The sequence below is a fragment of the Paraburkholderia sp. BR10923 genome (assembly GCF_040948765.1).
Lineage (GTDB): Bacteria > Pseudomonadota > Gammaproteobacteria > Burkholderiales > Burkholderiaceae > Paraburkholderia > Paraburkholderia youngii.
Genome location: NZ_JBFPKO010000003.1, coordinates 508,983 through 534,279, shown reverse-complemented (window position 1 = coordinate 534,279; position 25,297 = coordinate 508,983). Strand labels below are relative to the sequence as shown.

Sequence of the window (25,297 nt, the reverse complement as noted above, 5' to 3'; positions counted from 1 at the left end):
AATACCGCGAACCTGGTCACTTCCTTCGTGGCCGCGTCGTATAAGTTCTGAGCTTGATTTACCGCGGTCGCGGCGGTGGCGCTTTGCGCACACGCGGCGAATTCCGGGCAAAAAAAAGCCCGCCTAGGTTGGCGGGCTGAATCCATATCAGAGGAGACATGGAGGAGACAAGACGTACTATAGCAAACCGCTTGGTGCGTTGCAACATGCAAATTAGGGTTGACCCTCGATGTTGCAAACATACAACGGTCACACAAATACGCTTCAGTTTCCCCTTGTCTGCGAGCAGGCGCGGTGCTCAGTGCCGCAACAGCGCCATCATCGCGCCGAAACCCACGAATACACCGCCCGTCAGCCGGTTGAACATCCGCGCGACGCTGCGGCTCTTCAGCTTCGCGCCGATGCGTGTACCAAAACCCGCGTACACCAGATACCAGCTGACCTCGATCAACGCGAACGTCGCGAGCAGCACGCCGAACTGCGGCAACTTCGGTTCGGTGGCATCGATGAATTGCGGCAGCAGCGCGGCCGCGAACAGAATCGCCTTCGGATTGCTGCTCGCGACCAGAAAGCCGTTGCGAAACAGCGCGAAGCGCGAGCGCGCGGGCCTGACCGCCAGGTCGTCAACGGTTTGCGCGGCGGCTTCGTCGGCCGGCGCGCGCCATGCCTTGATGCCCAGATACACGAGGTAGGCCGCGCCGATCATGCGCAGTGCGTTGAACATGGTCGGCCATGCCGCCAGAAACACGCCGAGTCCCGCCGCCGAGACCGCCAGCATCAGCACCAGCGCCGACAGACAGCCGGCCATCGTCGCGCTCGCGCGGCGCAGACCGTGCTGGGCGCCGTGCGTCATCACGAGCAGCATGTTGGGACCGGGAATCGCGGAAACGACGAAAACGGTGGCGACGAACAGCCACCAGGTATGCAGAGTCATCGAGGTCGGGTGTAGGGAAATCGGGCGGCCATTATGCCTTGCCGCCCAGCGTGACTCCATGCGGTCACATTGGGTCGATCGCTCGCGTGCGGCGATCGACGGCCACGATCAACGGCCGGCGCGCCGCGCGGCCACCTGGCCCAGCACCGCGAAATCCTTCTCGCCGTCGCCGTGCGCGATCGCCTCGATCAGGCTGTCGCGCACCACGCTTGCGACCGGCATCGGCGTCGTCACCGCATCGGCGGCGGCGAGCGCGAGGCGCACGTCCTTCAGTCCCAGACGCGCCTTGAACAGCGCCGGTTCGAAGCGCTGCTCGGCGATCAGCTTGCCGTAGCCCGAGTACACCGGCCCCGGGAACAGGCCGCTCGTGATCACATCGAGGAAGTCCTGCATTCCGACGCCGTGGCCCGTCACGAGCGCGGCCGCTTCGCCGAGCGACTCGATCGCCGCGCCGAGCATGAAGTTCGCGCCCAGCTTCATCACGTTCGCCTGCTGCGGCAGCGAGCCGATGCGCCAGGTCTTCTGGCCGAGCACGTCGAAAATCGGCTGGATCCGGTCGATCGATTCGGCCGGGCCGCCCGCGACGATCGTCAGCTTGCCCGCGGCCGCTACGTCGGGCCGCCCGAGCACCGGCGCGGCCACATAGTGCACGCCGCGCGACGCGTGCGCGGTCGCCAGTTCCTCGGCGAGCGCCACGGAAATCGTCGCCATGTTCGCGTGGATCAGCCCGCGCGGCGCATGTTCGAGCAGCGACGCGGTGATGACTTCGCGCAGCGCGGCATCGTCGGCGAGCATCGAGAACACGGCGTCGCCCGCAAACGCTTCAGCCGGCGTGGCGACCACTTGCGCGCCCAGCGCGGCCAGCGGCTGAGCCTTCTCCGGCGAGCGGTTCCACACGCGCACCTGGTGCCCGGCTTTCAGAATGTTTGCAACCATCGCGGCGCCCATCTCGCCGAGACCGATAAAACCGATGTCCATCTATCGCTCCGTCTTCTAAAGAAACCGAAGTAAAGCACACTCATGCGACACGCGCAGGACAACACGCCGCCCCGGCGGTGCGATACTGCGGGCATGGTCACCGCGACATTCCGCTTCTACGAGGAGCTGAACGACTTCATCGCCCGGCCGCTGCGCCGGCGCGCGTTCACCTGCGTCTGCGCGCGCGACGCGACGACCAAGCACATGATCGAAGTGCTCGGTGTGCCGCATACCGAGGTCGAGCTGATCCTCGTGAACGGCGAGTCGGTCGGTTTCGATTATCCGCTCGCCGACGGCGACCGCGTCGCGGTCTATCCAAAGTTCGAGGCGCTCGACATCCAGCCGCTGCTGCGTGTGCGCGAGCGTCCGTTGCGCGTGATGCGCTTCATCGCCGACGCGCATCTCGGCGGCCTCGCGCCACTATTGCGGCTCGCGGGCTTCGATACGCTGTACGACAACCACTTTCCCGACGCCGATATCGAGGCGCTCGCCGCGGCGCAACAGCGCATCGTGCTAACGCGCGACCGCGAGCTGCTCAAACGCCGCAACATCACGCATGGCTGCTATGTGCGCGCGCTGCGGCCGCGCGAGCAGTTACGCGAAGTGTTCGAGCGGCTCGATCTCGCGCGCAGCGCGCAACCGTTCCGGCTATGCCTGGTATGCAACGCGCCGCTGCGGCGAATCGGGCGCGAGGAAGCCGGCCCGCGTGTGCCGCACGGCGTGCTGCAGCGGCATAGCCGCTTCGTCACCTGCGATGTATGCGGACGGGTTTTCTGGGAAGGCACGCATTGGCAGAGGATGCGCGCGTTGATGGACAGCGTCTCCGTCAGCGCGCCGGAGCGAGTCGGCTGACGTCGCGCGCTTGCGTACAATGCGGGTTGATCTATTTGGCAGAGGCCTTTCCGATGGCGATGAAAAAAACCGACCTTGAAAAGAACAAGGCGCTGAAACTGGGCAACGCGATGAAGCAGGCGGCCGCGAACCGCGGCGGCAAGAACGTCGCGACCGAGCCGAAAGTCGACCGGCGCGAGCAGCGCAAGCTCGATCAGGCGCAAGGCCTCGTCCCGTTTGCGTGCAAGCTCAATAGCGGGCTGGTGGAAGAATTGAAAACGCGCGCCGCCACGCATCCGGACGGCCTGAACGGGCTGCTCGATGAAGTGATCCGGCGCGGGCTCGCGGGCTGATCTTCCAGCGCGCAATATTCGCCGCAAAAGCAAAAAGGCCAGAGCTCGCGCTCTGGCCTTTTTGCTTGCAACGCATCCGCCTTCACCGGCTGCATCGACCGGCAAGCGGCCCGGTGCAGCGGTATGGCACGCCCGACGAGCGGGCGCCGGCTTAGTTCTGCGTGCCCTTGTCGTTCGTGCCAGCGGCCGAAGCTGCAGCGGAAACGTGTGCCTTCTTGCCGTGGGTCTTCAGTTGCTTGATGTGGTGCTTCTTCGGTGCGCTTGCTGCTTCCGTAGCTGCGGCATCCGATGCCTGTGCGAAAGCCTGAACGGAAACGAGTGCGATCGAAGCGGCTGCGAGCGAGACGATAACTTTCTTCATGTGTTGATCCCCAAACCAGACGACTTAGTCAATGTGAATGAATACAACAGCTGCACGGTAGAGCGGGCCGGACTTCGAGGCGCCTTGTGCTCCCCGCGGGAGAGTATTACCCAAGCGTAGGCGGTTTGTCATGCGCAAAACTCGATATGTATTTTCCGGGAGACAGCCCGCTTTCAGCGTGCTTGCATCGACCTGCAAGTTGCACCAGGGACACTACCAACTCCCCCGTGAAGCCACCTGCCGCGCGCCTCGCCGACCGCTTCGCCGCGCTCAAACAAGGTTCCGCAGCAGGCTCGCGGTCTCCTGCAGCGCCGGCAAAACGCGGTGCAGCGCGGCGTTCGCCGACTCCTCGCCGATCGGCATGCTGACGCTGATCGCCGCGACCACCGTACCGTGCCGGTCGCGCAGCGGCACCGCGACGCCGCGCACCCCGATCTCGAGCTGCTGGTCGGTGACCACGTAGCCGTTGCGGCGGATTTCGCCGAGCACTTCCCTGAGCCGGTCGACCGTCGAATAGGTGTACGGCGTAAAAACCTTGATCGGATACGACGCGAGCCACGGGTCGATGCTGTCGGGCGGCTGAAACGCGAGCAGCACAAGCCCCGCCGACGACAACGGCGCCGGCGCGCGCGAGCCGGTCACGAAGCCGACCGCCATCGCCCGATTCACGCCGTTGCGCGCGACGTAGACGACGTCGTGTTCGTCGAGAATCGCAACCAGCGCGGTTTCCTGCACGGTCGCGGTGATCCGCTGCAGGAACGGCTGCACCGTGCGCGGCAGCCGCGCCGAATCGAGGTAAGACTGGCCGAGCCGCAGCACGCGGGGTGCTAGCCAGAACAGCTTGCCGTCGGTGTCGACGTAGCCGAGCTCGCGCAGCGTCAGCAGATAGCGGCGTGCGGCCGTCCGTGACAGGCCGGCGCGCGCGGCGACCATCGTCGGCGTCATGCGCGCGTGTTCTTCGTCGAATGCTTCGATGATCGCGAGCGCCTTCGCGGCGCCCGCGATCCAGTCCTTGTCGTCCATTTCGTTTGCTCGTGGAAGGAGCCAGTAATCGCGGTCCGGTTTGCAAGTCGCGTGATCACACCGGTCCGCACGGCGGCGACCGCGCCCGTTGCGCGATTATCGCGCGGCTCGCGGGCTTTGCCTGCCCGGCGCGCGAGGCCCGCGTATCATGTGAGCGATTCCTTACGGGCTGCGCACCGCGTGGCGCGCCCTTGCGGCTTCCTAGCCCGATCCACACGACAAAACAGAACAAACCTTGAATCCCGACACCCGCCAACACCTGCGCGCGAACGTGCTGATGCTGATCGCCGCGATGATCTGGGGCTCCGCGTTCGTCGCGCAGCGACTGAGCCTCGATACGATCGGCCCGTTCCTGTTCACCGGCTTGCGCTTTTTGCTCGGCGCGCTCGTCGTGCTGACGATGATCGTCTGCGTGCGTCGCCCGGCGCTCGCCGAACTGACGAAGCGCGCGCCTGGCGGCGCCCGCGAACTGCTTGGCGCGGGCGGGCTGCTCGGTGTCGTGCTGGCCGTGTCGATCTCGCTGCAGCAGATCGGCCTGCAGTACACGAAGATCGCGAACGCGGGCTTCATCAGTTCGCTGTATGTGGTGATCGTGCCGCTGCTCGGCGTGCTGTTTCGCCACCGGACCGGCCTCGGTACATGGCTTGGCGCGCTGCTCGCGGCCGTTGGCATGTACTTCCTGAGCGTCGACGAGCACTTCTCGATGCTGTATGGCGACTGGTATCAGCTCGCCGGGGCGCTGGTGATTTCCGCGCAGATGATGCTGGTCGGCCGCTTCGCGGCGCGCCACGACACGCTGATGCTCGCGCTCGTGCAGTTCGTGACCTGTGGGCTCGTGTGTCTGTCGATTGGCCTCGTCGTCGAGCCCGTTAGCGCCGCGGTCATTGTGCGAGCCGCGCCGACGATCGCGTACGGCGGTGCATTATCGGTGGGTGTCGCGTATACGATCCAGGTGGTCGCGCAGCGCTATGCGGCGCCTTCGCACGCGGCGGTGATTTTCAGCATGGAAGGCGTGTTCGCGGCGTTCGCGGGATGGCTCGTGCTCGGTGAGACGCTGACGGCTCGCGCATTGTTCGGCTGTGCGCTGATGCTCGCGGGATTGATCGTGTGTCAGGTACTGCCGGGCTGGAAACGCGCCCGGCAGCATGCTCCGCAGGGGTTGTGACTGACAGCGGTTAAAACGATTCGACGCCGACGCTCGGTGCGCGACGCGCACCGGCAGGCGTCTTGCCCATTCGCCCAACTATGCCGCGCGCGGATGAGCGAAAAGGCTCGGCGTATCGGCGGTCGGCGGAAACACACACCAGCAGCCGTCGTCGTGCCGAAAGAAGAACAAACCGCGCGCGCCCTCTTCCGACGAAGTTTCCACCCGCACATAACGCCGCCCGCCGGTGCGCGTGCGGCTGAACTCCGTCACGTGAACCGGCTCCGCCGGCGATGGCGAAAGCCACTTGTCGACCAGAAACCGCAACGACTGTTCGCTCGCGGTTCTCATGATCTGCTCCGGAACAGCTTGTCGCGCTGCGCATTGCGCGTGGACTCGGGACCGTCGTCGTCGCGAGCGGTGTCGCCGTTCTCGGCAGCCTCGGCGGCTGCCAGCGCCATCATCCGATTGGTTGCGGCCGCCCGCAACGATCTGCAATGGGCCGCATGTCGAAGGTCCGACAGAAGACGGACTAGCTGTCCTGCTGATCTGCGTTTCATACATCCCCCGCACTGCACCAGAAACCTCACAAAGCACTTTAACTCTATGCCGGATTGTTCGCTGGGCAAATGGTTTTTGACGAAATAGCAACAGTTGCGCTTGCAATAAGAAGGCGCGCAATCTTCGTACCGCGTCATCAATGTGCGCGTTCGGTGGCCGAAACTCTGTGCGTTGGCGTGCGCTTCGCATCGCGCGAAGCGCACGTGCGGGCAACGGCAAACGTATTTCAGAGGCGATGGTTATCCACAGCGACCTCTGAATAACTTCGGGATAGCACGACGAACAGCCTGTGCGCGATATCTTGATAAAGGTGGGGGTCGGTTAACGCGTGTTCGAACTTATCCCAGTTATGTAGTTTTTCTACCGACGTGTTCCGCAGGGTTATCGATTTCGCATGATGTTGAAGCGGCGGGACATTTGCGACTTATCCACAGAATCGGTTAACCCTTGTTAACTACTACTACGTATGTATACGTATCAAGTAAACACCATAAGGTGAATCTGGCTGCGCGCCTGAATCAAAGGCTGATCGGATCTTGATCAGCCTCGATGCGAAAGCCGCTGCGCCGCTGTCACGGCACCAGAGACGCCGTGCCGCTCGCGGGTTCGATCGCAGCGGCCTGGCCAATCGGGTCGGTTGGTTGGACCGCAGAGGTTGGCGACGGCGTCGTTAACGGAACCGGTGCGGGCGCGGTTAACTGCACTGAGGCGGGCGCTGATTGGACAGCTTGAACCGCAGATGGCTGCGTCGCCTGAACCGACACTGCAGGCGTCGCCTGAACGGCAGCGGGAGTCGTCGCCGGTACCGGCTCGGGGACCGGATCAGGAATCGTCAGCTGGAGCGGCGTGGCTACCTGCATTGGCAGCGTGCGCGTTTCGATCGCGCTGCTCGTCACCGGCTGCGTACGCACGACGGTCTGCAAGTAATGATCGACGAGGCTGAAAAAGCGGTCGTAGAACTTCCCAGACGGGATCGTTTCGCTCGAGATCTTCACCATCGCGTCGCTATTCGAGCGAATCGGCAGCGACAGCGAACCGAGCACGCTGAGCCCGACGCTCGCCGACGTATCGCTCTTCTTCAACGCGAAGCCGTTCTGTACCGCGTTCACATAAACGATGCTGGTATTGGCCGCCTCTTCGCCGGGCGTGCAGACGACGTGAAATTCGACGACCACGTGTGAATCGCCGGTCGGCTGAAAATTCTTCGTGCCGTCGACGGTATCGGGGCGCGACATCGTCGTCAGATAGCCTTGACTCAGCAGTGCGCGGCGCGCGGCTTCGCAGCTATCGCCGGTACTCGAATTGAAATTGCGCGCGTACGGGCTTGCGCCGGTTTCGAACAGTTCCTGCGTGAACTTGGGTTGCGGCGTGCTGCTGCATGCCGTGAGCGCGAGCAGCCCGAACAGGGCCGCGGCGGTGGTGCGGGAGAAGGGGGTCTGCATGATCAGGTGCAAGAAGCGCCTCGTGAGCGCGAATGGGAATGCATTGTAGATCGGGCAGCGCTATGTGCGTAAAAAGCGTGCAAGTCGGAGCCCGAACCCCATTACGTCATGTAACACGGCACATCAACTGGATGCACGCCGCCCGACCTTCGCAGCACGTACGGCGAAAACGGGAGTAGAAACCGCGCCGGCGCGCCTAGTTCGATGTCGTGCGCGTCGAGCCAGCTGTCGCGGCCGAACTCGACCCAGAGGCCGCGGTGGCCCCGCTCGCCGCAGGTGCCACAGGTGTAGTAAGCGCCGCCGGTAGGCTGAACGCGTCGGCCCACGGGTTCTCACCGGCGCAACGATCCGCCTCGCACGACGCGGCCCGCCCGGCGGCTCCTGAAGCGCCGTCCGCGGGCGTCGCAACCGCCGCGAAATCTTCGACGCGCAGATTCACCTTCTGCGCATAGGCATTCGAGCCGCCATAGCTCTTCAGTGCCATATTCAGATCGCCGTTCGCCGAGCGCATGTAGCCGTATAGGATCGCCGAACCGGCTTCGATGTTCGCACCCGGTTCGGTCAGGTCCTTTACGTTGCGCAGCAGCCCGCGGTGCGCCTGCGGCACGACCTGCATCAGCCCTGTCGCGCCATTGGCGCCGCGGGCCTTTTCCTTGAAGCGGGATTCGATCGAGATGATGGCGAGCAGCAGCGCCGGAGGGAGGGAGTATTTGTTGGCGGCGGATTGCACCGCGTCGGAGATTTTTTGAGCTTTTTCTTTGCCCACACCGAATTTCTGCGTCAGGTACGCCGATATTCGGTCGGTGTTTTCGTCGGCCACCGCGGTTTGCGCGAGGCCGAGCGAAAGCACGATCAGACAAAGTAACCGGCTCATGGTGGACGTCGGGGGAAGCAAAGATCCGCGCATTATAGCTCCGCGGTGCACTACGGAGCCTTTCTTCGACACTTTTTGTCTTTTAAATCAATGGTGACCAGAACTCTTCGCATTTTTGGATCCGCTTGTTTGACCGCTTCGGTCTTCAGGTCATAGCCGTCGGTCAGCGTTGCGAGGAACGCGGTGAAGAGCGGATGGGCTCCGTTCACGCCCGGCTGGTCGATATGACAGGACGCGCAATTGCCGCCGGCGGGGTCGTCGAACAGCTTTTGCTTCGCAACTCTTGTGCAGTTAGTTGCACTTTTCTGTCGAGGTAGCAATCGAACTTGCTCGTGTACGGATGAGAGCTCGGGTCTTCGCGCTCGAAGCGCTCGATCGCGTGGCGAGGGGGCCGCTCGCTTCATCGTTCGCGCGGATTTGAGACAATGCACGTCGGCCGTGCGTATCGCGTTGCGCACCGCCTCGATGAACAACCGATGTTTTCAGCTATGAGCAAGACCGCGTTTATTCCCAGCGTCCCGGGCACATCGGACGACGACTTCGAGATTTCGACGAGCGCGAAGATGGCCGGCTACCGGCGCTTCTTCGGCGTGTTGAAGGTCGTGCGCACGACCGACGGCCGCGTGCTGTTTCCGTTCGACGGCGCGCCCGAACTCGGCCCGCATCCGAGCCGCGTCGAAGCACTCGCGGCCGCGCAGGTGTATGGCGAACACATCGTCGCGAGCGATCTGGCGCGGCCGGAGTTGTAGGCCGAGACACCCTCGAACCGGGTCCATTCCAACGAACGGCGAGGTCTCCGTCAGCGCGCCCGCACCCGGCGCGCAGCCCCGGCTCCCGAGCGTGCCGCGAGCACACCGCCGATCACGCCGCCGACATGGCTCTGCCACGACACATCGGGATAGATCGGCAGCACACCGAACAGCAGACTCAGACCGTAGCTGCCGACCACGACTAGAGCCACGAGGATCGATACCAGATTGCGCGTGAAGTAGCCGCGTGCGACCAGGTAACCCGCATAGCCGAACACCAGTCCACTCGCGCCGATATGCACCGAATACGGCGCGCCGAACAGCCACGCGCAAAGACCGGCGCCGAGCATCGCGCCGATGGTCGCGCGCCAGAAGCCGCCGATGTGCGGCCACGTACACAGCCAGCCCAGCACGACGAGCCCACTCGTGTTGGCCGCGATATGCCCGACGCTCGCATGCAGCCACGGTGCGAACAGAATCCCTTGCAAGCCGCCGAACGTACGCGGCACGACACCGTGTTCGTCCAGATGCAGGAACGGCAACGCAACCGACAGAAAGAACACGGCCCACATCGAACCGACGAACAGCGCGATCAGTACGACTCGCGACTTGAGCTTCTCGGTGAGCGTGTTGGAAGATGAGGTGTTCATGGTGACGTGGCCACGGGATGTCGACAGAGGGTAGTCGATGTGGCGTCGTCACGTCGAGGCATCGTGGAACGACAGATGCCGATTTGAGCGGTGGATGTTTCGTCAGCCGCACCGCACCGAATGGCGGCGCGGCTGATTTGGCGGGAGCCGGCGGCCCGGTTCGTCGACGCCGCCGTCGTTACGTCTTCTGCTTCGTCGTCACTCCACCGTCACCGACTTCGCCAGATTGCGCGGCTTATCCACATCTGTGCCACGCGCACACGCGGTGTGATACGCGAGCAACTGCAGTGGCACCACGTGCAGGATCGGCGACAGCAAGCCATAGTGCTCCGGCATCCGGATCACATGCAGCCCTTCGCCGTTGACGATCTTCGTATCCGCATCGGCGAACACATACAGCTCGCCGCCGCGCGCGCGCACTTCCTGGATGTTCGACTTCAGCTTTTCGAGTAGCGCGTCATTCGGCGCAACCGTCACCACCGGCATCGCTTCGGTCACGAGCGCCAACGGCCCGTGCTTCAGCTCGCCAGCCGGATACGCCTCAGCGTGGATATACGAAATTTCCTTGAGCTTCAGCGCGCCTTCGAGCGCGATCGGATAATGCATGCCGCGTCCGAGGAACAATGCGTGTTCCTTGCGCGAAAACTCCTCCGACCAGGCGATGATCTGCGGCTCCAGCGCGAGCACGCTGTTCAGCGCGGCCGGCAGGTGGCGCAACTGCTTCAGGTAACTCGCTTCCTGCTCGTCGCTCAAACGTCCGCGCAGCTTCGCGAGCGTTGCCGCCAGCGTGAACAGCGCGACCAGCTGCGTCGTGAATGCCTTGGTCGACGCGACGCCGATCTCGCGGCCCGCATGCGTGAGGAACGACAACTCGGTCTGCCGCACCATCGCGCTCGTGCCGACGTTGCAGATCGCGAGCGTGTGCTGGTGGCCGAGTTCCTGCGCGTGCTTGAGCGCCGCGAGCGTGTCGGCGGTTTCGCCCGACTGCGAGATCACCACCACCAGCGACTTCGGATTCGGCACCGACTCGCGATAGCGATACTCGCTCGCGATCTCGACCTGAGTCGGAATCTTCGCGACCGATTCGAGCCAGTACTTGGCGGTGAGTCCCGAGTAGTAGCTCGTGCCGCACGCGAGAATCAGCAGGCTGTCGATGTCCGCGAACACCTGGCGCGCGCCTTCGCCGAAGATCGACGCATCGAACGCGTCCGCTTGCGGAATCGTGTCGGTGATCGCGCGCGGCTGCTCGAAGATTTCCTTCTGCATGAAGTGGCGATACGGGCCGAGTTCGACCGCACCGCCATAGGCTGCGACCTGACGCACCTCGCGTTGCGCGATCTCGCCCTGGCGATCGGCGATGCGCACGCCATCGAGCGACAGATCGCAGACGTCGCCTTCCTCGAGGAAGATGAAGCGCTCGGTGCTGCCGGCGAGCGCGAGCGCGTCCGAGGCCAGGAAGTTTTCACCGTCGCCGAGTCCGACCACGAGCGGCGAGCCCTGGCGGGCGCCGACCACCGTATGCGGCTGGTCCTTATGCAGCACCGCGATCGCATACGCGCCGTGCAGTTCTGCGATCGCCTCGCGCACCGCGGCGAACAGGTCGCCGCGATACAGGCTATGGATCAGGTGAGCAATAACCTCGGTGTCGGTTTGTGACACGAACTCATAACCCTTGCCACGAAGCATTTCGCGCAAGGTCTCGTAGTTCTCGATGATGCCGTTGTGTACCAACGCCAGCGCGTCGCGCGAGAAGATCGGGTGCGCGTTGTCGGTGACCGGCGCGCCATGCGTGGCCCAGCGTGTATGCGCGATGCCCGTCACGCCTTCGAGGTGACCGTCGCGCACCTGAGCGTCGAGGTCGGCGACGCGCGCGACGCTGCGTGCGCGGCTCGGCCCGCGAGCGCCAAGCACGGCGACGCCGCACGAATCGTAGCCGCGATATTCGAGACGTCGCAGTCCTTCGATCAGGACGGGAACGATATTACGTTGCGCAACCGCGCCGACAATGCCGCACATGGTGTATTCCTTTTCAGTGCCGAATTCAGTGAGCGCGCCTCGTGGGCGCGCCATATCGATCAGCTTTTCTTTTTGACTGGGCGCACGTAGCCCGTCTTGCTCGTCTGGGTTTTATCGTTCAACACCAGCGCATTCGCGGCGACGTCTTTCCACACCGTGGTGCCGGCCGCGATCGTCGCGCCGCGCTGCACGCGCACCGGTGCGACCAGTTGCGTGTCCGAGCCGACGAACACGTCGTCCTCGATCACGGTGCGGAATTTATTGGCGCCGTCGTAGTTGCAGGTGATCGTGCCCGCGCCGATATTCACGCGCGCGCCGACATCCGCGTCGCCGATGTAGCTGAGGTGGTTGGCTTTCGAGCCATGACCGAGCACAGCGTTCTTGATCTCGACGAAGTTCCCTACATGAGACTCGTCTTGCAGCGCCGCGCCTGTGCGCAAGCGCGCATACGGACCGACAACGGCTTTCGCGCCGACTTCCGCGCCTTCGATGTGCGTGAACGCATCGACCCGCGTACCCGCGCCGATTCGCGCGTTGCGAATCACGCAGTTCGGCCCGATGCTGACGTTGTCAGCGAGCGACACGCTGCCTTCGAACACGCAGTTGACGTCGATCGAGACGTCGCGGCCGCATTCGAGCGTGCCGCGCACGTCGACGCGCGCGGGGTCGGCGAGCGTCACGCCAGCGACGAGCAGCGCGTCGGCGACGTTGCGCTGATGAATCCGCTCGAGTTCGGCGAGCTGCTGCTTGCTGTTGACGCCGAGCGTTTCCCACTCGTCGTCGGGCTGCGTGGTGACGACTTCGAGGCCGGCTTCGATCGCCATCTCGACCGCGTCGGTCAGATAGAACTCGCCTTGCGCGTTGTCGTTCTTGAGCGCCGCGAGCCAGCCGGCAAGGCGCGCGGTCGGCGCGACGATGATGCCGGTGTTGATCTCGGCAATCTTCAGCTGCTCGGGATTTGCGTCCTTCTGCTCGACGATGCGCTGCACGTTGCCATGCTGATCGCGCACGATGCGGCCGTAGCCGTTCGGGTCGTCGAGCGTGACGGTGAGTACGCCGTAACCGTCCTGCCCGGCGCGCTCTGTCAGTGCGCGCAGCGTTAGCGCGCGCGTGAGCGGCACGTCGCCATAGAGCACCAGCGTGGGCAACGAAGGATCGAGCAGCGGCAGCGCCTGCTGCACCGCGTGGCCGGTGCCGAGCTGTTGCTCCTGCACCGCGAACTGGATATCGGGCGCCGCGACGGCTTCGCGCACGGCTTCGGCGCCGTGGCCGATCACGACGATCAGGCGCGCGGGCTTCAGCGCGCGGGCGGTGTCGATGACATGAGCGAGGAGCGGCCGGCCGGCCAGAGGATGGAGCACCTTGGGAAGCGCGGACCGCATGCGCTTGCCGGTACCTGCCGCCAAAATGACGATGTTCATGGCGTCGGCAAATAGACGAGTTTGGAGCGCACGATTCTATCATGCTGCACCTGCAAAAAAGGCCGCAGACGCGGCCTCGGCAGGGCGTGCAAGCCAGCGGAAAACCGCCCGAATGCCGCCAAAACAAGCAATTTTCGCTCTCTACAGGTCGTCGAACTGGACCAGCGGAATAGTCTTCGCGCCGGTGAGCGGTGCACCTTCGTCGCCGCTCGAGCACGGTTCTTCGTCGAACGCGATGTCGCCTTGCGGGTCGGCCTCGCCGGTCGCGCGCAACCCCGCGAACGGAAACAGCTGGTGATCCATCAGATGCGACGGCACTACGTTCGACAGCGCGTTGAACATGTTCTCGATGCGGCCGGGGAAACGCTTCTCCCAGTCGCGGACCAGCGCCTTCATTTCCGCGCGCTTCAGGTTTGGTTGGCTACCGCACAGATTGCACGGAATGATTGGGAATTCGCGCAGCTCCGCGTACTTCTCCAGATCGGTTTCCTTCACGTAGGCAAGCGGCCGGATCACGATGTTCTTGCCGTCGTCCGATTGCAGCTTGGGCGGCATGCCCTTCAGCTTGCCGCCGTAGAACAGATTCAGCAGCAGCGTCTGCAGGATGTCGTCGCGATGATGGCCGAGCGCGATCTTGGTCGCGCCGAGCTCGCCGGCGACGCGATACAGGATGCCGCGCCGCAGCCGCGAGCACAGCGAGCAGGTGGTCTTGCCCTCCGGCACGAGCCGCTTGACGATGCTGTAGGTGTCCTGGTTCTCGATGTGGAACGGGATGTCGAGCTGGGTCAGATACTCGGGCAGCACGTGCTCGGGGAAGCCCGGCTGCTTCTGGTCGAGGTTGACCGCGACGATGTCGAAATTGATCGGGGCGCGCTCGCGCAGCCGCATCAGGATGTCGAGCATCGCGTAGCTGTCTTTGCCGCCCGACAGGCACACCATCACCTTGTCGCCGTCCTCGATCATGTTGTAGTCGCCGATCGCCTGGCCGACCTGGCGCGCGAGGCGCTTGAACAGCTTGTTGTTCTCGTACGCTTCTTTCTGCTCGCGGCGCGTGAGCGGCGATTTCGGGGCGCGCGCGGCGTTCGGGGCCGTGGTGGCCTCGGCGGCCTGGTTGCCTGCGTTCAGCATTTCCGGTGCATTCATCGCTCAGTCCTCCTTGATGCGGAAGACTTCGACGCCGACCGCATCGCAGTCCGGATATACGTCCGGCTTCTCGGTCGACACGCGCGCGCCGCGCACCTGCGGATGTTCGAGCATCACGCGCACGAGGTCGTCGCACAGCGTTTCCTGCAGATGAATATGGCCTTGCGACACGCGCTTGGCGATCGTCGAGCGCATGAAATCGTAGTCGACGACTTCGGTGAGCTTGTCGTGCACCGGCGTGGACATCGCGAGCGGCACGAACAGTTCGACGTTGATCACGACGCGCTGCTCGCCGCGCTTTTCGAAGTCGTGCACGCCGATGTTGATATGCACTTCGTAATTGCGCAGAAACAGCCGGCGGCAATCGGCGAGCCGGGGGTGCGAAAGAGCGGCAAACATGTTCGTTCCAATCAAAAAAGCGTGCGGGCACGCAAAGGGGCGCTGCGCCACTCGCGACGGCCGCATCGAAGGCTGGCCGCGCGCGCGTGTCAGGCGCCCGTCAAAAACATTACGTCGCGCGGCAGCGGCACGAGATGCTGCCCGCCGTCGACCACCAGCGTCGTTCCGGTGACGCCGGCTGCATCCGCGAGATACAGCGCGGCGGCGACGATATCCTCGGGCCGCGACGCACGGCCGAGAGGCGTCATACGGTGGGCGGCCTCGAACCCGTGCTGGGTCTGGTCGCCCGATTGCATGGTCAGGCCAGGCGCGAGCCCGACCACCCGGACCTTCGGCGCGAGCGCCTGGGCGAGCGCGACCGTCGCGGTCTGCAGCGCCGCCTTCGACAGCGTGTACGACAGATAGTCCGGGTTCATGTTGTACAGCTTCTGATCCAGCACATTGATGACCACGCTGCGCTGGCTTTCGTCGCGCAACGCGGCATCGGGCGTCGCGTCGTAAAGCATGCGCGCGAGCACCAGCGGGGCGCCGACATTCATCGCGGTCAGCTTCAGCAGCAGATCGTAGCCGACGTCGCGCGCCGTATCTTCCTCGAAGCGCGACGCGTTGTTGACGATGCACGACGGCCGCCCGAGGGCGGCAGTACAGTCCGGCAGCAGCCGCGCGACCTGCGCCTCGTCGCCAAGCTCGGCGTGCAGCGCGACCGCGCGGCGGCCCAGCGCGACGATCTGTGCGACCACTTCGTCCGCATCGTCACGCGAGGCGCCATAGTGCACGGCCACGTCCCAGCCGCGTGCGGCAAAGCCGAGCGCGAGCGCGCGCCCGATGCGGCGCGCGGCGCCGGTAATCAGCACGACGCGGGGCGGTTCAGTCGGCGCTTCGGCCGCGCGGGCAGCGATGTCCGGAGAAACGGTCATTTACAATGCGGGGATGAATCCGAAAGCTCACCAACCCGATAGTTTACCTGCTCCCGGCCCGAGCGCGCTCGCCCAGTCCGACGCGCTCGTCGCCGAGATCCGCGCGCAGCTCGACGCGGCCGGCGGCTGGCTGCCGTTCGACCGCTACATGGAGCGCGCTTTGTACGCGCCGGGGCTCGGCTACTACAGCGGCGGTGCACGCAAATTCGGCCTGCGCGCCGACGACGGCAGCGACTTCGTCACCGCGCCGGAATTGTCACCGCTGTTCGCCGCGACGCTCGCGCGCCCGGTCGCGGAAGCGTTGGAGGCGAGCGGCACGCGCGAGGTGATGGAGTTCGGCGCCGGCACCGGCAAGCTCGCCGCGGGGCTGCTCAATGCGCTCGACACCCTCGGCGCCGAATTCGACAGCTATTCGATCGTCGATCTGTCGGGTGAGCTGCGCGAGCGGCAGCGCGAAACGATCGCGGCGGCCGCGCCCGCGCTGCTCGCCAAAGTGCGCTGGCTCGACGCATTGCCGGAGCGCTTCGAAGGCGTGGTGATCGGCAATGAGGTGCTCGATGCGATGCCGGTGCGGCTCTTCGCGCAAAACGGCGGTGTCTGGCACGAGCGCGGCGTGGTCTGGCGCGACGGCGCATTCGCATTCGACGACCGCCCCGTCGCGGCCGCCGCGGACCGCGCGCTGCTGACCGAAATCGATACTGATCGCGAGAATGCCGGCGACGGCTATGTGACCGAAACGCACGAAGCCGCCCGCGGTTTCACGCGCACCATCTGCACGATGCTCGCGCGCGGCGCGATCTTGCTGATCGACTACGGCTTTCCGCGCCACGAGTACTACCACGACCAGCGCTCGCAGGGCACGCTGATGTGCCACTACCGGCATCGCGCGCACGGCGACCCGTTCCTGTACCCCGGTCTGCAGGACATCACCGCGCACGTCGAATTCACTGGCATCGCCGAGGCGGGCGTCGACACCGGCGCGGATCTGCTCGGCTTCACTTCGCAAGCGCGCTTCCTGCTGAACGCGGGCGTCACCGAGGTGCTCGGCGAAATCGATCCCGCCGACACCAGGCGTTTTCTGCCCGCAGCCAACGCGGTACAGAAGCTGCTGTCCGAGGCGGAGATGGGCGAACTCTTCAAGGTGATCGCGTTTTCACGCGGACTCGACGATACGCTGCGCGCCTTTTCGAGCGGCGACCGCTCGCATACGCTGTGATTGTGAAACTGCTCCGGTTCGAGGACTCGCGATGATTCGCTGGCTGTTGACTACCTTCGTCGCCGTCGCGGTGCTGTCGTCGTGCTGGCCGTGGCTGCGGAAGCTCGGCATCGGCCGGATGCCCGGCGACGTGACCTTGCGGCTGTTCGGCCGCGAGTATCCGTTTCCGTTCATGTCGACGCTGGTGCTGTCGATTCTGTTGTCGCTGTTGGCGCGGGTGTTGTAGGCACCGCGCGCCGCTTCACGTTAGCACCGCTTCAGGCAAGCGCCGCTTGCACCGCGCGCACCCGCTCCTCATGCACGGCGTCCTTGATGCCGGCCGGTGCATCGGCGAGCCGCTTGGCCACCGCTCCCGCATCCACGCCTCGCGCGGCCACCAACGCCACCCTCAGCCGCTCGGCCTGCGGGTACTCGCTCATCTCGAGGCCGAGCCGCCCGCGCGCATCGGACTCGCAGGCCTGCAGCGCCTCGGCGAAGCGCGCCGGCTTCCTGATCGCGTCGCTGCGCTCGAGCAGGCGCACCAGCGCCGCCGCCCCCATCTCCATCACGCGATGAATGTTGCCGTGCTCGCGCGCGACCAGCATCGCCAGATCGCGGCATTCATTTGGCACGCGCAGCCGCTCGCACAGCGGCTTCAGCAGATCGACGCTGCGGCCCTCGTGGCCGATGTGCCGCGGCAGTTGCTCCTCGGGCGTGGTCGCCTTGCCGAGGTCGTGTGTCAGCGCCGCGAAGCGCACCGGCAGCGTGTAGCCCTGCTGCGCGGCATGGTCCAGCACCATCATCACGTGAACACCGGTATCGACTTCGGGGTGATAGTCGGCGCGCTGCGGCACGCCGAACAACGCATCGATCTCCGGCAGAATCCGCGCGAGCGCGCCGCAGTCGCGCAGCACGTCGAACATCCGCGACGGCTTCTTCTCCATCAGTCCGCGCGATACTTCCTGCCACACGCGCTCGGCCACCAGTGCATCGGCTTCACCGTCGGCGACCATCTCGCGCATCAGCGCCAGCGTTTCCGGCGCGACCGTGAAATCGACGAAGCGCGCCGCGAAACGCGCGATGCGCAGAATCCGCACCGGATCTTCGAGGAACGCATCGCTGACATGGCGAAAGAGCCGCGCTTGCAAGTCCGCCTGGCCGTTGAACGGATCGATGACGGGGCCGGTCAGCGCACCGTCCGGGCGCACCTCGCGCGCCATCGCGTTGATCGTCAGATCGCGGCGCGCGAGGTCTTCTTCGAGCGTCACGTCGGGCGCATAAAAAAACTGGAAGCCGTGATAACCGGCCGCCGTCTTGCGCTCGGTGCGCGCGAGCGCGTACTCCTCGTGCGTCTGCGGATGCAGGAATACCGGAAAGTCCTTGCCCACCGGCCGATAGCCCTGCGCGACCATCTGCTCGGGCGTCGCGCCCACCACCACATAGTCGCGGTCCTGCACCGGTACGCCGAGCAGCTCGTCGCGGACCGCGCCACCTACTGCATAGATATTCATGGGCATTCGTCTTGATAGGCGATCGCGTGCGTTTCACGGCGCGAGGCATCGATCCATGCGTTGACCGCGGGCAGCTTGGTAAGCCGCTTGACATAGGCGACCGAGGTCTCCGACAACGCCGGCTTCCACGTGTTGAAGCGCATTGCGACGGGCGCGTACATCGCGTCGGCAATGCCGAATTCGCCGAACAGAAACGGACCGCCGTAGGTGTCGAGGCAGTCGCGCCAGATCGTCTCGATCCGCGCGATGTCGGCGAGCGCGCCCGGCGTCGCGTTCTTGCCCGGGAACGACGCACGGATGTTCATCCACATCTTCGAGCGCAATTCGCCGAAGCCCGAATGCATCTCGGCGCTGACGCTGCGCGCATGCGCGCGCGCCGCCGCGTCACGCGGCCACAGCGCGTGTTGGGCAAAGCGCTCGGCGAGCGTTTCGGCGATCGCGAGCGAATCCCACACGGCCTGCCCCGCGTCGTCGATCAGGCACGGCACCTTGCCCGGTCCGCGCGGTGCCTGAGCGTGGATCTTCGCATTCGTGTCCGCTTCGTTTAGCAGGATCAGTTCCTCGTCGAACGGAATGCCGAAGTGCGTGAGCAGCAGCCACGGACGCATCGACCACGACGAATAGTTCTTGTCACCAATCAGCAGTTTCATGCTTGTTATCAGGGAGTGCGAGATGGGATTGAGCGAGGATTCAGCGCCCCGCGCTGGCGCGGAACGTGTCGAGTCGCGAACCCGAGGCCGCGCCGGTCAGATACGTCGGCACGATCGCTTCGATGCTGACCGGTTCGAGTCCGAGCTCCGGCGCAAGCGGCCCGCTCAGAATATTGGCGACCTTCATCGAATCGAGATTGTCGCGCGAAATCACCGGTTCGCCCGGCGCCAATTCGAAGCTCAGCGCCTGCAGCCGCGCGAGCGGCTCGGGCAGACGGATGATGCGCGCATGCTTGCCGATCACGTCGCCGCAATACGACACCAGGTCTTCGAGCGTATAGACGGTCGGGCCGCCGAGCTCGTAGGTGCGGCCGCCCGCGCCATCCATATCGAGCACGTTGACGATCGCCTTCGCGACGTCGCCGACATAGACCGGCTGGAATTGCGCGTCCGGCATCGCGAGCGGGATGACCGGAAACACGCGCTGCAAAAACGCGAACTTGTTCAGAAACGCGTCCTCGGGACCGAACACGACGGACGGACGGAAGATCGTCCACGCGACATTCGCCGCATGCACCGCCTTCTCGCCGTCACCCTTCGAGCGCGCATACATGCTCGGGCCGCTCGGATTGGCGCCGAGCGCGCTCAGATGAATCAGCCGATGCACGCCCTTGCCTTCGCAGGCGGCGACGATGCGCGTCGGCAACTCGACGTGCGCATGCGCGAACTCCCGTCCATAAGGCTTGCCGCGTTTGCCGTTCAGGATACCGACGAGGTTGATCACGCAATCCGCGCCTTCGACGAAGCGCGCGAGCTGCACCGGATCGAACACGTCGGTTTCGAGCACGTCGATCGGCAGCATGGTCAGATGGCGCGCGTTGTAGCGTCGCCGCGTGGCGACGCGCACATCCTTGCCCATTTCGACGAGCGAGTTGACGAGGTAGCTGCCGATGAACCCGGAGCCGCCGATGACCGCGATAGCTTGATGTCGCATTTTTCGACTCCCTGATGGAAGCCGCGGCAACGGCTGGCAAAGCGCGCCGCAACCTCGAAACGAGATTGCGGCGGCAAGGCGCTTACGGTGCGATGTAACCCAGGCGCGCCTTCAGCGATTGCGGACGGCCTTCAAACAATGCCGCGTAGTAGACCGTGTTGGACAGCACATTCTTGACGTAGTCGCGAGTTTCCTGGAACGGAATCGCCTCGGCGAACACCGCGCCTTCGACCGGGCGCTGCAGCGACTGCCGCCAGTTGCGCGGACGGCCCGGACCTGCGTTGTAGCCAGCGGTGGCCAGCACGGCGGACCCGTCGAACTGATTGTAGATCATCGCCAGGTAGTTCGTACCGAGCAGGATATTGGTGTTGATGTCGTTCATCTGCTCGCGCGAGAGCGGGCCCAGACCGATTTTCTTCGCGACCAGTTGCGCGGTGGCGGGCATCAGCTGCATCAGTCCGCCCGCGCCGACATCCGAGCGCGCGTTGATGATGAAGCGCGACTCCTGGCGAATCAGCCCGTACGCCCACTCGACGTCGAGCCCGCTCGACTGCGCGTCCTGCTCGACGATGTTGCGGAACGGCGATAGATAGCGCAGCGAAAAATCATGCTCGCTCTTCGTGCGGTCCGCAGTGTTGACGGTGCGGTCGTACAGCTCGATGCGGCGCGCGTACTCGGCGGCCGCCAGCAGTTGCCGGTCGGTCATGCCGCGCAGCGGCCAGTTCCACTCGCGATTGCCTTCGAGCCGCAGATTCAGCGCATAGAAGCGCTGCGCCAGATCGAAACCCGGCGTGGTGCCGGCCTGCTGCACTTCGGCGTCGGTGACCGTGGTTTTCGGCGGCACGGTGATCTTCTGACCGAGCTCTTCGAGCGCAAGCTGGCCGTAGAAGTTGAAGTTCGACGCGATCGACTGGAATTCCTGGTTGGCCGTGGCGGTGTCGCCGGCCTGCTTCAGCGCGCGCGCGTGCCAATACACCCACGACGGCTGCTTGCGCAGCGACTCGGGCATCTGCTCGATCGACCAGCGCACCATGTTCCAGTCGCCGGCAAGCAGTGCACTGCGGGTGCGCCATTCATACGCGGGATTCGACAGCGGCGCGTTCGCCGACAGCCGGAACCAGTCGACCGCGGCAGGCATCTGCTTGAGCGCCCCCTGATAGCCGATCGTGCCCCAGCCGATCGCGCGCTCCGGCGAATTCAGCGACGGCGCGACCGATGCGAACGTGGCCGCGGCCATGGCCGGATCGTTGCGCGCCATGCGCGTGATCGCGAGCAGCGCCAGCTGATGCGATTGCGCATCCGGTCCGACGCTGCGCGCGAGCAGCAGCGGCGGCGTATCGACCGCCTGGCCGAACAGCACCGGGTCGGGCGGCGGGTCGCCGAGCGCGTCGACGAGCTTGCTGCCCGTGCTCGTGTAGTTCTGCTCGTACGCGAGACGGATTTGCGCCCAGATGTCGTCGGCGCTGAACTGGCGGTTCACGCCGAGCACCGTGATCAGATCGACGCAGCCGTCGCCGTACCACTTCGGCTCGACGAGCAGCGCGCGCGCCGCGTCCGCGACGTTCTCGCCGCGCGACGCGCGCGATTCGAGCGCGTAGCACTTGACCTGAGTGTCGTCGTCGAGCACGAACTTCGCGTACTGCTGGTCGAAGTTGCGCCAGTCGTGACGCGTGCCGAGCACGGTCAGGTAGTCGTTGCGCATGCGATCGGCGATCGCCTGGCCGTCGTACTTCTGCAGGAACGCGAGCACCGGCGCGTCCGGCGCGTCGATGCGCGCATGGCCGGTCGAATCGAACAGCTGCGGCTTGATCTGGAAGTACTCCAGATACGAGGGCGCCGGATAATCCGGGATCATGCTCGCGAGCTGGGCTGCGCGCGCCGCGTCGTTAGTGCGCGCGGCTTCGCGAAGCTGGACGAAAATCTGGTCGTCGTTCGTGAGTTGGGAGATTGGGAGAGGCTTGACGGCCGAGGCAGTACTGCAGGCCACGAGTGCCGCTGCGGCCAGCGCGATACCGGCCGCGCGATATACTCGAAAAAGGCGTTTTGACATCGTTGTTTCTGGAGCGCGAATTGGACCCAAGCATAGCATGCAACCCTGTCCCCGCAACCAAAAAGGCGCTGCGCCGGATGTTGCTGGAAAGCCGTCTGCAAGCGGCTTCCGAGCCGTCGAAGAATGCCGCGCTCGGGCGTCGAATGCTCGACGCGCTGAAGCACTACGCGGTACGCAGCGCCGGATTCTACTGGCCGCTCGCCGGCGAGTTCGACGCGCGCGGCGCGATCGGGATCTGGCTCGCCGCGGATTCGCATCACGAAGCCAGTCTGCCAATCATTAAAGAACGTGGCATGGCACTCGAATTCCATGCGTGGACGCCCGCGACGCCGATGAAAATCGGCCATCACAAGATTGCCGAGCCCACTTCGGGGCGCGTCGTGCTGCCCGAGCTGCTGTTCGTGCCCTGCGTGGGTTTCGACTCGGACGGCTATCGCCTCGGCTACGGCGGCGGCTATTACGACCGCACGCTGGCCCGCTGGCCGGCCGCGCACAAGCCGGTCACGGTCGGCATCGCGTACGAAGCGTGCCGCACCGACACGCTGGAGCGTGAGGCGCACGACATTCCGCTCGATCTGATCGTGACCGAAGCGGGGTTTCATCCGGCGCTGCCGGACTGAACGCGCGATGCGCGGCGTGTGACGCGCGACGTTTGCGCGCTATTTCGTCGTTACAGCGAAGCGGCCGCGCGCGCCGCCGTGTCGTACAGCCCCGACGCATTGCGCATCAACTGCGCGGCCTCGCCGATCTGCTGGTTGGTCAGGCCGCTTTCCTTGAGCGTCGAGATCAGGCAGTTCTCGCGCACCTCGCGATACTTCAGGCATAGCTCGCGGCCCGCGTCGGTGGCGGAAAAGAACACTTCCTTGCCGGTCTTTTCGCTTTTTACGTACCCTCTAGCTACGAGCTTTTTCAACGCGTAAGTCGCGACGTGCGTGTCTTCGATGTTCAGCACGAAGCAGATGTCCGCGAGTTTCTTGCGGCGCTCGCGATGGCTCACGTGGTGCAGCAGCGACACCTCGATCGCGGTCATGTCCTTGTCGCCGGCCGCCGACATGCAGCGCACCATCCAGCGGTTGAACGCATTGCCCGCCATGATCAGCGCGTATTCGAGCTCGGACAGCTCCGCGCTGCTCTCGGAGACGAGGTGTTCCGACGAAACGATCTTGGTGGGATGACGCGTCATACGAGGTTCCCGTGACGAAAATGGGCTGGAAAAGTGTCGCAAGTGTACGACGATGCCCAGTCGCCGACGAGCCTGGCGAAAACGCTTATTGGTAAATCGTCGATATTTTATTGATAATGTATTCTCCAAACGTCGCCGACTCCGTGCCGGACATGCGCCAACGCGCCGCGCTGTCCGGCTCATTTTCCGACTCGATCCGGGCCGCCCAGCCATGAGCCAACCACGAATCTTTCCCCTCGGCGATGCCGCGCTCGTCTGCGAAGCGCCCCCGCCCGCCACGCTGGAGTGCCAGCAGCGCGTGTGGGCCGCCGCTGAAGCCGCGCGCGACTGGCCGCAGGTGCTCGAAGTCGTGCCCGGCATGAACAATCTGACACTCGTGTTCGACCCCCTCGCGACGGACGCCGACGCGCTCGGCGAGCAGTTGCTGACGGCCTGGAACGCAGCGGAAGAAACCGCCGCAGCAACACGCGACGTCGATATTCCGGTGCAGTACGGCGGCGCATTCGGCCCCGATCTGCAGGCGGTCGCCGAACATACGGGCTTGAGCGCGCGAGAGGTCGTCGAGCGTCATGCGGGCGGCGCCTACGTGGTGTTCTTTCTCGGCTTTCAGCCCGGCTTCGCCTATATGGGCGGGCTCGACGCGGCGCTGCACACGCCGCGCCGCGCGTCGCCACGGCTCGAAGTGCCGGCGGGCTCGGTCGGCATCGGCGGCGAGCAGACCGGCATCTATCCGGCGGTGTCGCCGGGCGGCTGGCAGCTGATCGGCCGCACCGAGGTGCCGCTGTTCGACCCGGCGCGCCGCCCGCCCACCCTGCTGCAGCCCGGCGACCGGGTGCGCTTCACGATCGCGGGGATGCACGCATGATCGACGTGATCCGCGCGGGTCTCCAGACCACGATCCAGGACCTCGGCCGCCACGGCTACCGGCATCTCGGTGTCGCGATGAGTGGTGCGCTCGACCGGTTGTCGCTCGAAGTCGGCAACCGGCTGGTCGGCAATCGCCCCGATGCGGCCGGCCTCGAAATCACCTTCGGCCCGACCGTGCTGCGCTTTCTGCGCGCAACGCGCGTCGCGATCGCCGGCCCCGACTTCGGCTCGACGCTGGACGGCAAGCCGGTCTTTTCATGGTGGAGCCTGCCCGTGCAGGCCGGCCAGGAACTCGTGCTGAACGCGGCGAAGCGCGGCATGCGCGGTTATGTGTGCGTGGCGGGCGGCATCGACGTACTGCCGATGCTCGGCTCGCGCAGCACCGATCTCGCCGGTCGTTTCGGCGGACTCGGCGGCCGCGCGCTCAACGATGGCGACCGTCTGCCGGTCGGCGCGCCGCCGCAGCGCGGCCAACTCGGCTTCGCGCCGGAGGCGCCCGCGTTCGGCGTGAAGGCGCCCACATGGTGCAAGTTCGTGCTGGTCCCCGAGCCGCTGCGGCGCGGCCGACATCCGTCGGGCGTGCCGTGGGCGGTTCCGATCCGCGTGCTGCGCGGCCCCGAATACGACAGCTTCACCACGGATGCGCAGCAGTCGTTCTGGTCCGACGAGTGGCTCGTCACGCCGAACAGCAACCGCATGGGCTACCGCCTCGCCGGCACGGAACTGAAACGCACGCACAAGACCGATCTGCTGTCGCACGCCGTGCTGCCCGGCACGATCCAGGTGCCGCCGAACGGTCAGCCGATCGTGCTGATGAGCGATGCGCAGACCACCGGCGGCTATCCGAAGATCGGCGCGGTGATCCAGGCCGATCTGTGGAAGCTCGCGCAGGTGCGCCTGAACGCGGCGGTCCGTTTCATCCCGACGACGCCCTACGAGGCGCGCCAGGCTTTGCTGGAAGAACGCACGTATCTGCGGCAGATCGATGCCGCGATCGCGATGCATGAAGAGCGTTGCACGCGCCAGGCGGCGCTCGCGGCGCTGTAACGGT

27 protein-coding genes and 1 pseudogene are annotated in these 25,297 nt (G+C 65.1%); 9 read left to right on the top strand and 19 right to left on the bottom strand.

Annotated features, from left to right (window positions below; translation table 11 throughout):
• Positions 1-298: 298 nt before the first annotated feature.
• Both AB3X94_RS08415 and AB3X94_RS08410 read right to left on the bottom strand, forming a co-directional pair.
• Positions 299-934: a LysE family translocator gene (locus AB3X94_RS08415; protein ID WP_176110072.1), complete on the bottom strand. Its 636-nt coding sequence runs from the start codon at positions 932-934 to the stop codon at positions 299-301.
• A 108-nt stretch (positions 935-1,042) separates the two neighbouring features.
• Positions 1,043-1,912: an NAD(P)-dependent oxidoreductase gene (locus AB3X94_RS08410; RefSeq protein ID WP_368611256.1), complete on the bottom strand. Its 870-nt coding sequence runs from the start codon at positions 1,910-1,912 to the stop codon at positions 1,043-1,045.
• A gap of 93 nt (positions 1,913-2,005) precedes the next feature.
• On the opposite strand from AB3X94_RS08410, the gene AB3X94_RS08405 reads away from it, so the two are divergent.
• Positions 2,006-2,764: a Mut7-C RNAse domain-containing protein gene (locus AB3X94_RS08405; protein WP_176110070.1), complete on the top strand. Its 759-nt coding sequence runs from the start codon at positions 2,006-2,008 to the stop codon at positions 2,762-2,764.
• Positions 2,765-2,817: 53 nt separating this feature from the next.
• Complete coding sequence (locus AB3X94_RS08400; protein WP_368611255.1) at positions 2,818-3,096, top strand: hypothetical protein; 279 nt, start codon at positions 2,818-2,820, stop codon at positions 3,094-3,096.
• A gap of 151 nt (positions 3,097-3,247) precedes the next feature.
• Here the strand turns inward: AB3X94_RS08400 and AB3X94_RS08395 are convergent, their stop codons facing one another.
• Both AB3X94_RS08395 and AB3X94_RS08390 read right to left on the bottom strand, forming a co-directional pair.
• On the bottom strand, positions 3,248-3,457 hold the full coding sequence (locus AB3X94_RS08395; protein WP_018432578.1) for a hypothetical protein: 210 nt from the start codon (positions 3,455-3,457) through the stop codon (positions 3,248-3,250).
• A 270-nt stretch (positions 3,458-3,727) separates the two neighbouring features.
• The gene (locus AB3X94_RS08390) at positions 3,728-4,480 is read right to left on the bottom strand and encodes an IclR family transcriptional regulator C-terminal domain-containing protein (protein ID WP_176110068.1); all 753 of its coding nucleotides are present in this window, start codon (positions 4,478-4,480) and stop codon (positions 3,728-3,730) included.
• Positions 4,481-4,715: 235 nt separating this feature from the next.
• Between AB3X94_RS08390 and AB3X94_RS08385 the strand changes: the two genes are divergently transcribed.
• Entirely contained in the window at positions 4,716-5,645 is a 930-nt protein-coding gene (locus tag AB3X94_RS08385; protein ID WP_368611254.1) for a DMT family transporter, read from the top strand.
• 78 nt (positions 5,646-5,723) lie between these two features.
• Here AB3X94_RS08385 and AB3X94_RS08380 read toward each other — a convergent pair whose 3' ends face one another.
• The 4 genes and pseudogenes from AB3X94_RS08380 to AB3X94_RS08365 all read right to left on the bottom strand — a co-directional run.
• Positions 5,724-5,975, bottom strand: coding sequence for a hypothetical protein (locus tag AB3X94_RS08380; RefSeq protein ID WP_176110066.1), 252 nt, complete (start codon positions 5,973-5,975; stop codon positions 5,724-5,726).
• A gap of 782 nt (positions 5,976-6,757) precedes the next feature.
• Positions 6,758-7,627 carry a DUF2242 domain-containing protein gene (locus AB3X94_RS08375; RefSeq protein ID WP_368611253.1) on the bottom strand — a complete coding sequence of 290 codons (870 nt, stop codon included), beginning with the start codon at positions 7,625-7,627 and terminating at the stop codon, positions 6,758-6,760.
• Between the two features lie 196 nt (positions 7,628-7,823).
• Positions 7,824-8,501, bottom strand: a complete 678-nt coding sequence (locus AB3X94_RS08370; RefSeq protein ID WP_368611274.1) for a lytic transglycosylase domain-containing protein — start codon at positions 8,499-8,501, stop codon at positions 7,824-7,826.
• Positions 8,502-8,677: 176 nt separating this feature from the next.
• A pseudogene (locus AB3X94_RS08365) lies at positions 8,678-8,880 on the bottom strand (cytochrome-c peroxidase); the annotation flags it as partial.
• A gap of 109 nt (positions 8,881-8,989) precedes the next feature.
• Here AB3X94_RS08365 and AB3X94_RS08360 point away from each other — a divergent pair.
• Positions 8,990-9,250: a DUF6723 family protein gene (locus AB3X94_RS08360; RefSeq protein ID WP_176110063.1), complete on the top strand. Its 261-nt coding sequence runs from the start codon at positions 8,990-8,992 to the stop codon at positions 9,248-9,250.
• A 50-nt stretch (positions 9,251-9,300) separates the two neighbouring features.
• Here the strand turns inward: AB3X94_RS08360 and AB3X94_RS08355 are convergent, their stop codons facing one another.
• The 6 genes from AB3X94_RS08355 to AB3X94_RS08330 all read right to left on the bottom strand — a co-directional run bounded on the left by AB3X94_RS08355 (position 9,301) and on the right by AB3X94_RS08330 (position 15,796).
• On the bottom strand, positions 9,301-9,900 hold the full coding sequence (locus AB3X94_RS08355; RefSeq protein ID WP_176110062.1) for a rhomboid family intramembrane serine protease: 600 nt from the start codon (positions 9,898-9,900) through the stop codon (positions 9,301-9,303).
• A gap of 198 nt (positions 9,901-10,098) precedes the next feature.
• Positions 10,099-11,916, bottom strand: a complete 1,818-nt coding sequence (gene glmS, locus AB3X94_RS08350) for a glutamine--fructose-6-phosphate transaminase (isomerizing) (RefSeq protein ID WP_368611252.1) — start codon at positions 11,914-11,916, stop codon at positions 10,099-10,101.
• A 59-nt stretch (positions 11,917-11,975) separates the two neighbouring features.
• Positions 11,976-13,337 carry a bifunctional UDP-N-acetylglucosamine diphosphorylase/glucosamine-1-phosphate N-acetyltransferase GlmU gene (gene glmU, locus AB3X94_RS08345; protein WP_368611251.1) on the bottom strand — a complete coding sequence of 454 codons (1,362 nt, stop codon included), beginning with the start codon at positions 13,335-13,337 and terminating at the stop codon, positions 11,976-11,978.
• A gap of 141 nt (positions 13,338-13,478) precedes the next feature.
• Complete coding sequence (ttcA, locus tag AB3X94_RS08340; protein WP_176110058.1) at positions 13,479-14,480, bottom strand: tRNA 2-thiocytidine(32) synthetase TtcA; 1,002 nt, start codon at positions 14,478-14,480, stop codon at positions 13,479-13,481.
• Positions 14,481-14,483: 3 nt separating this feature from the next.
• Positions 14,484-14,879 (bottom strand): dihydroneopterin aldolase, encoded by a 396-nt coding sequence (locus AB3X94_RS08335; RefSeq protein ID WP_013090805.1) that lies wholly within the window; start codon positions 14,877-14,879, stop codon positions 14,484-14,486.
• 89 nt (positions 14,880-14,968) lie between these two features.
• On the bottom strand, positions 14,969-15,796 hold the full coding sequence (locus tag AB3X94_RS08330) for an SDR family oxidoreductase (protein WP_368611250.1): 828 nt from the start codon (positions 15,794-15,796) through the stop codon (positions 14,969-14,971).
• Between the two features lie 13 nt (positions 15,797-15,809).
• Between AB3X94_RS08330 and AB3X94_RS08325 the strand changes: the two genes are divergently transcribed.
• Both AB3X94_RS08325 and AB3X94_RS08320 read left to right on the top strand, forming a co-directional pair.
• The gene (locus AB3X94_RS08325; RefSeq protein WP_176110054.1) at positions 15,810-17,012 is read left to right on the top strand and encodes a class I SAM-dependent methyltransferase; all 1,203 of its coding nucleotides are present in this window, start codon (positions 15,810-15,812) and stop codon (positions 17,010-17,012) included.
• Positions 17,013-17,043: 31 nt separating this feature from the next.
• A complete protein-coding gene (locus AB3X94_RS08320; RefSeq protein ID WP_013090808.1) occupies positions 17,044-17,238 on the top strand; it encodes a DUF2905 domain-containing protein in 195 nt (64 codons plus the stop codon).
• A gap of 31 nt (positions 17,239-17,269) precedes the next feature.
• On the opposite strand, the gene AB3X94_RS08315 is transcribed toward AB3X94_RS08320, so the two are convergent.
• The 4 genes from AB3X94_RS08315 to AB3X94_RS08300 all read right to left on the bottom strand — a co-directional run bounded on the left by AB3X94_RS08315 (position 17,270) and on the right by AB3X94_RS08300 (position 22,196).
• Positions 17,270-18,502 carry a multifunctional CCA addition/repair protein gene (locus AB3X94_RS08315; RefSeq protein ID WP_368611249.1) on the bottom strand — a complete coding sequence of 411 codons (1,233 nt, stop codon included), beginning with the start codon at positions 18,500-18,502 and terminating at the stop codon, positions 17,270-17,272.
• Positions 18,499-19,152 (bottom strand): glutathione S-transferase family protein, encoded by a 654-nt coding sequence (locus tag AB3X94_RS08310; RefSeq protein ID WP_176110051.1) that lies wholly within the window; start codon positions 19,150-19,152, stop codon positions 18,499-18,501. The genes AB3X94_RS08315 and AB3X94_RS08310 overlap by 4 nt, the downstream gene beginning before the upstream one ends.
• A gap of 40 nt (positions 19,153-19,192) precedes the next feature.
• Complete coding sequence (locus AB3X94_RS08305; protein ID WP_176110050.1) at positions 19,193-20,146, bottom strand: complex I NDUFA9 subunit family protein; 954 nt, start codon at positions 20,144-20,146, stop codon at positions 19,193-19,195.
• An 82-nt stretch (positions 20,147-20,228) separates the two neighbouring features.
• Positions 20,229-22,196: a lytic transglycosylase domain-containing protein gene (locus tag AB3X94_RS08300; RefSeq protein ID WP_176110049.1), complete on the bottom strand. Its 1,968-nt coding sequence runs from the start codon at positions 22,194-22,196 to the stop codon at positions 20,229-20,231.
• Between the two features lie 77 nt (positions 22,197-22,273).
• On the opposite strand from AB3X94_RS08300, the gene AB3X94_RS08295 reads away from it, so the two are divergent.
• The gene (locus AB3X94_RS08295; RefSeq protein ID WP_368611248.1) at positions 22,274-22,816 is read left to right on the top strand and encodes a 5-formyltetrahydrofolate cyclo-ligase; all 543 of its coding nucleotides are present in this window, start codon (positions 22,274-22,276) and stop codon (positions 22,814-22,816) included.
• Positions 22,817-22,866: 50 nt separating this feature from the next.
• Here AB3X94_RS08295 and AB3X94_RS08290 read toward each other — a convergent pair whose 3' ends face one another.
• Positions 22,867-23,379, bottom strand: a complete 513-nt coding sequence (locus AB3X94_RS08290; protein ID WP_018418717.1) for a winged helix DNA-binding protein — start codon at positions 23,377-23,379, stop codon at positions 22,867-22,869.
• A gap of 211 nt (positions 23,380-23,590) precedes the next feature.
• Between AB3X94_RS08290 and pxpB the strand changes: the two genes are divergently transcribed.
• Positions 23,591-24,244 (top strand): 5-oxoprolinase subunit PxpB, encoded by a 654-nt coding sequence (gene pxpB / locus AB3X94_RS08285; protein ID WP_176110048.1) that lies wholly within the window; start codon positions 23,591-23,593, stop codon positions 24,242-24,244.
• The gene (locus AB3X94_RS08280; protein ID WP_176110045.1) at positions 24,241-25,293 is read left to right on the top strand and encodes a biotin-dependent carboxyltransferase family protein; all 1,053 of its coding nucleotides are present in this window, start codon (positions 24,241-24,243) and stop codon (positions 25,291-25,293) included. Before pxpB ends, AB3X94_RS08280 begins: the two co-directional genes overlap by 4 nt.
• Positions 25,294-25,297 lie beyond the last annotated feature (4 nt).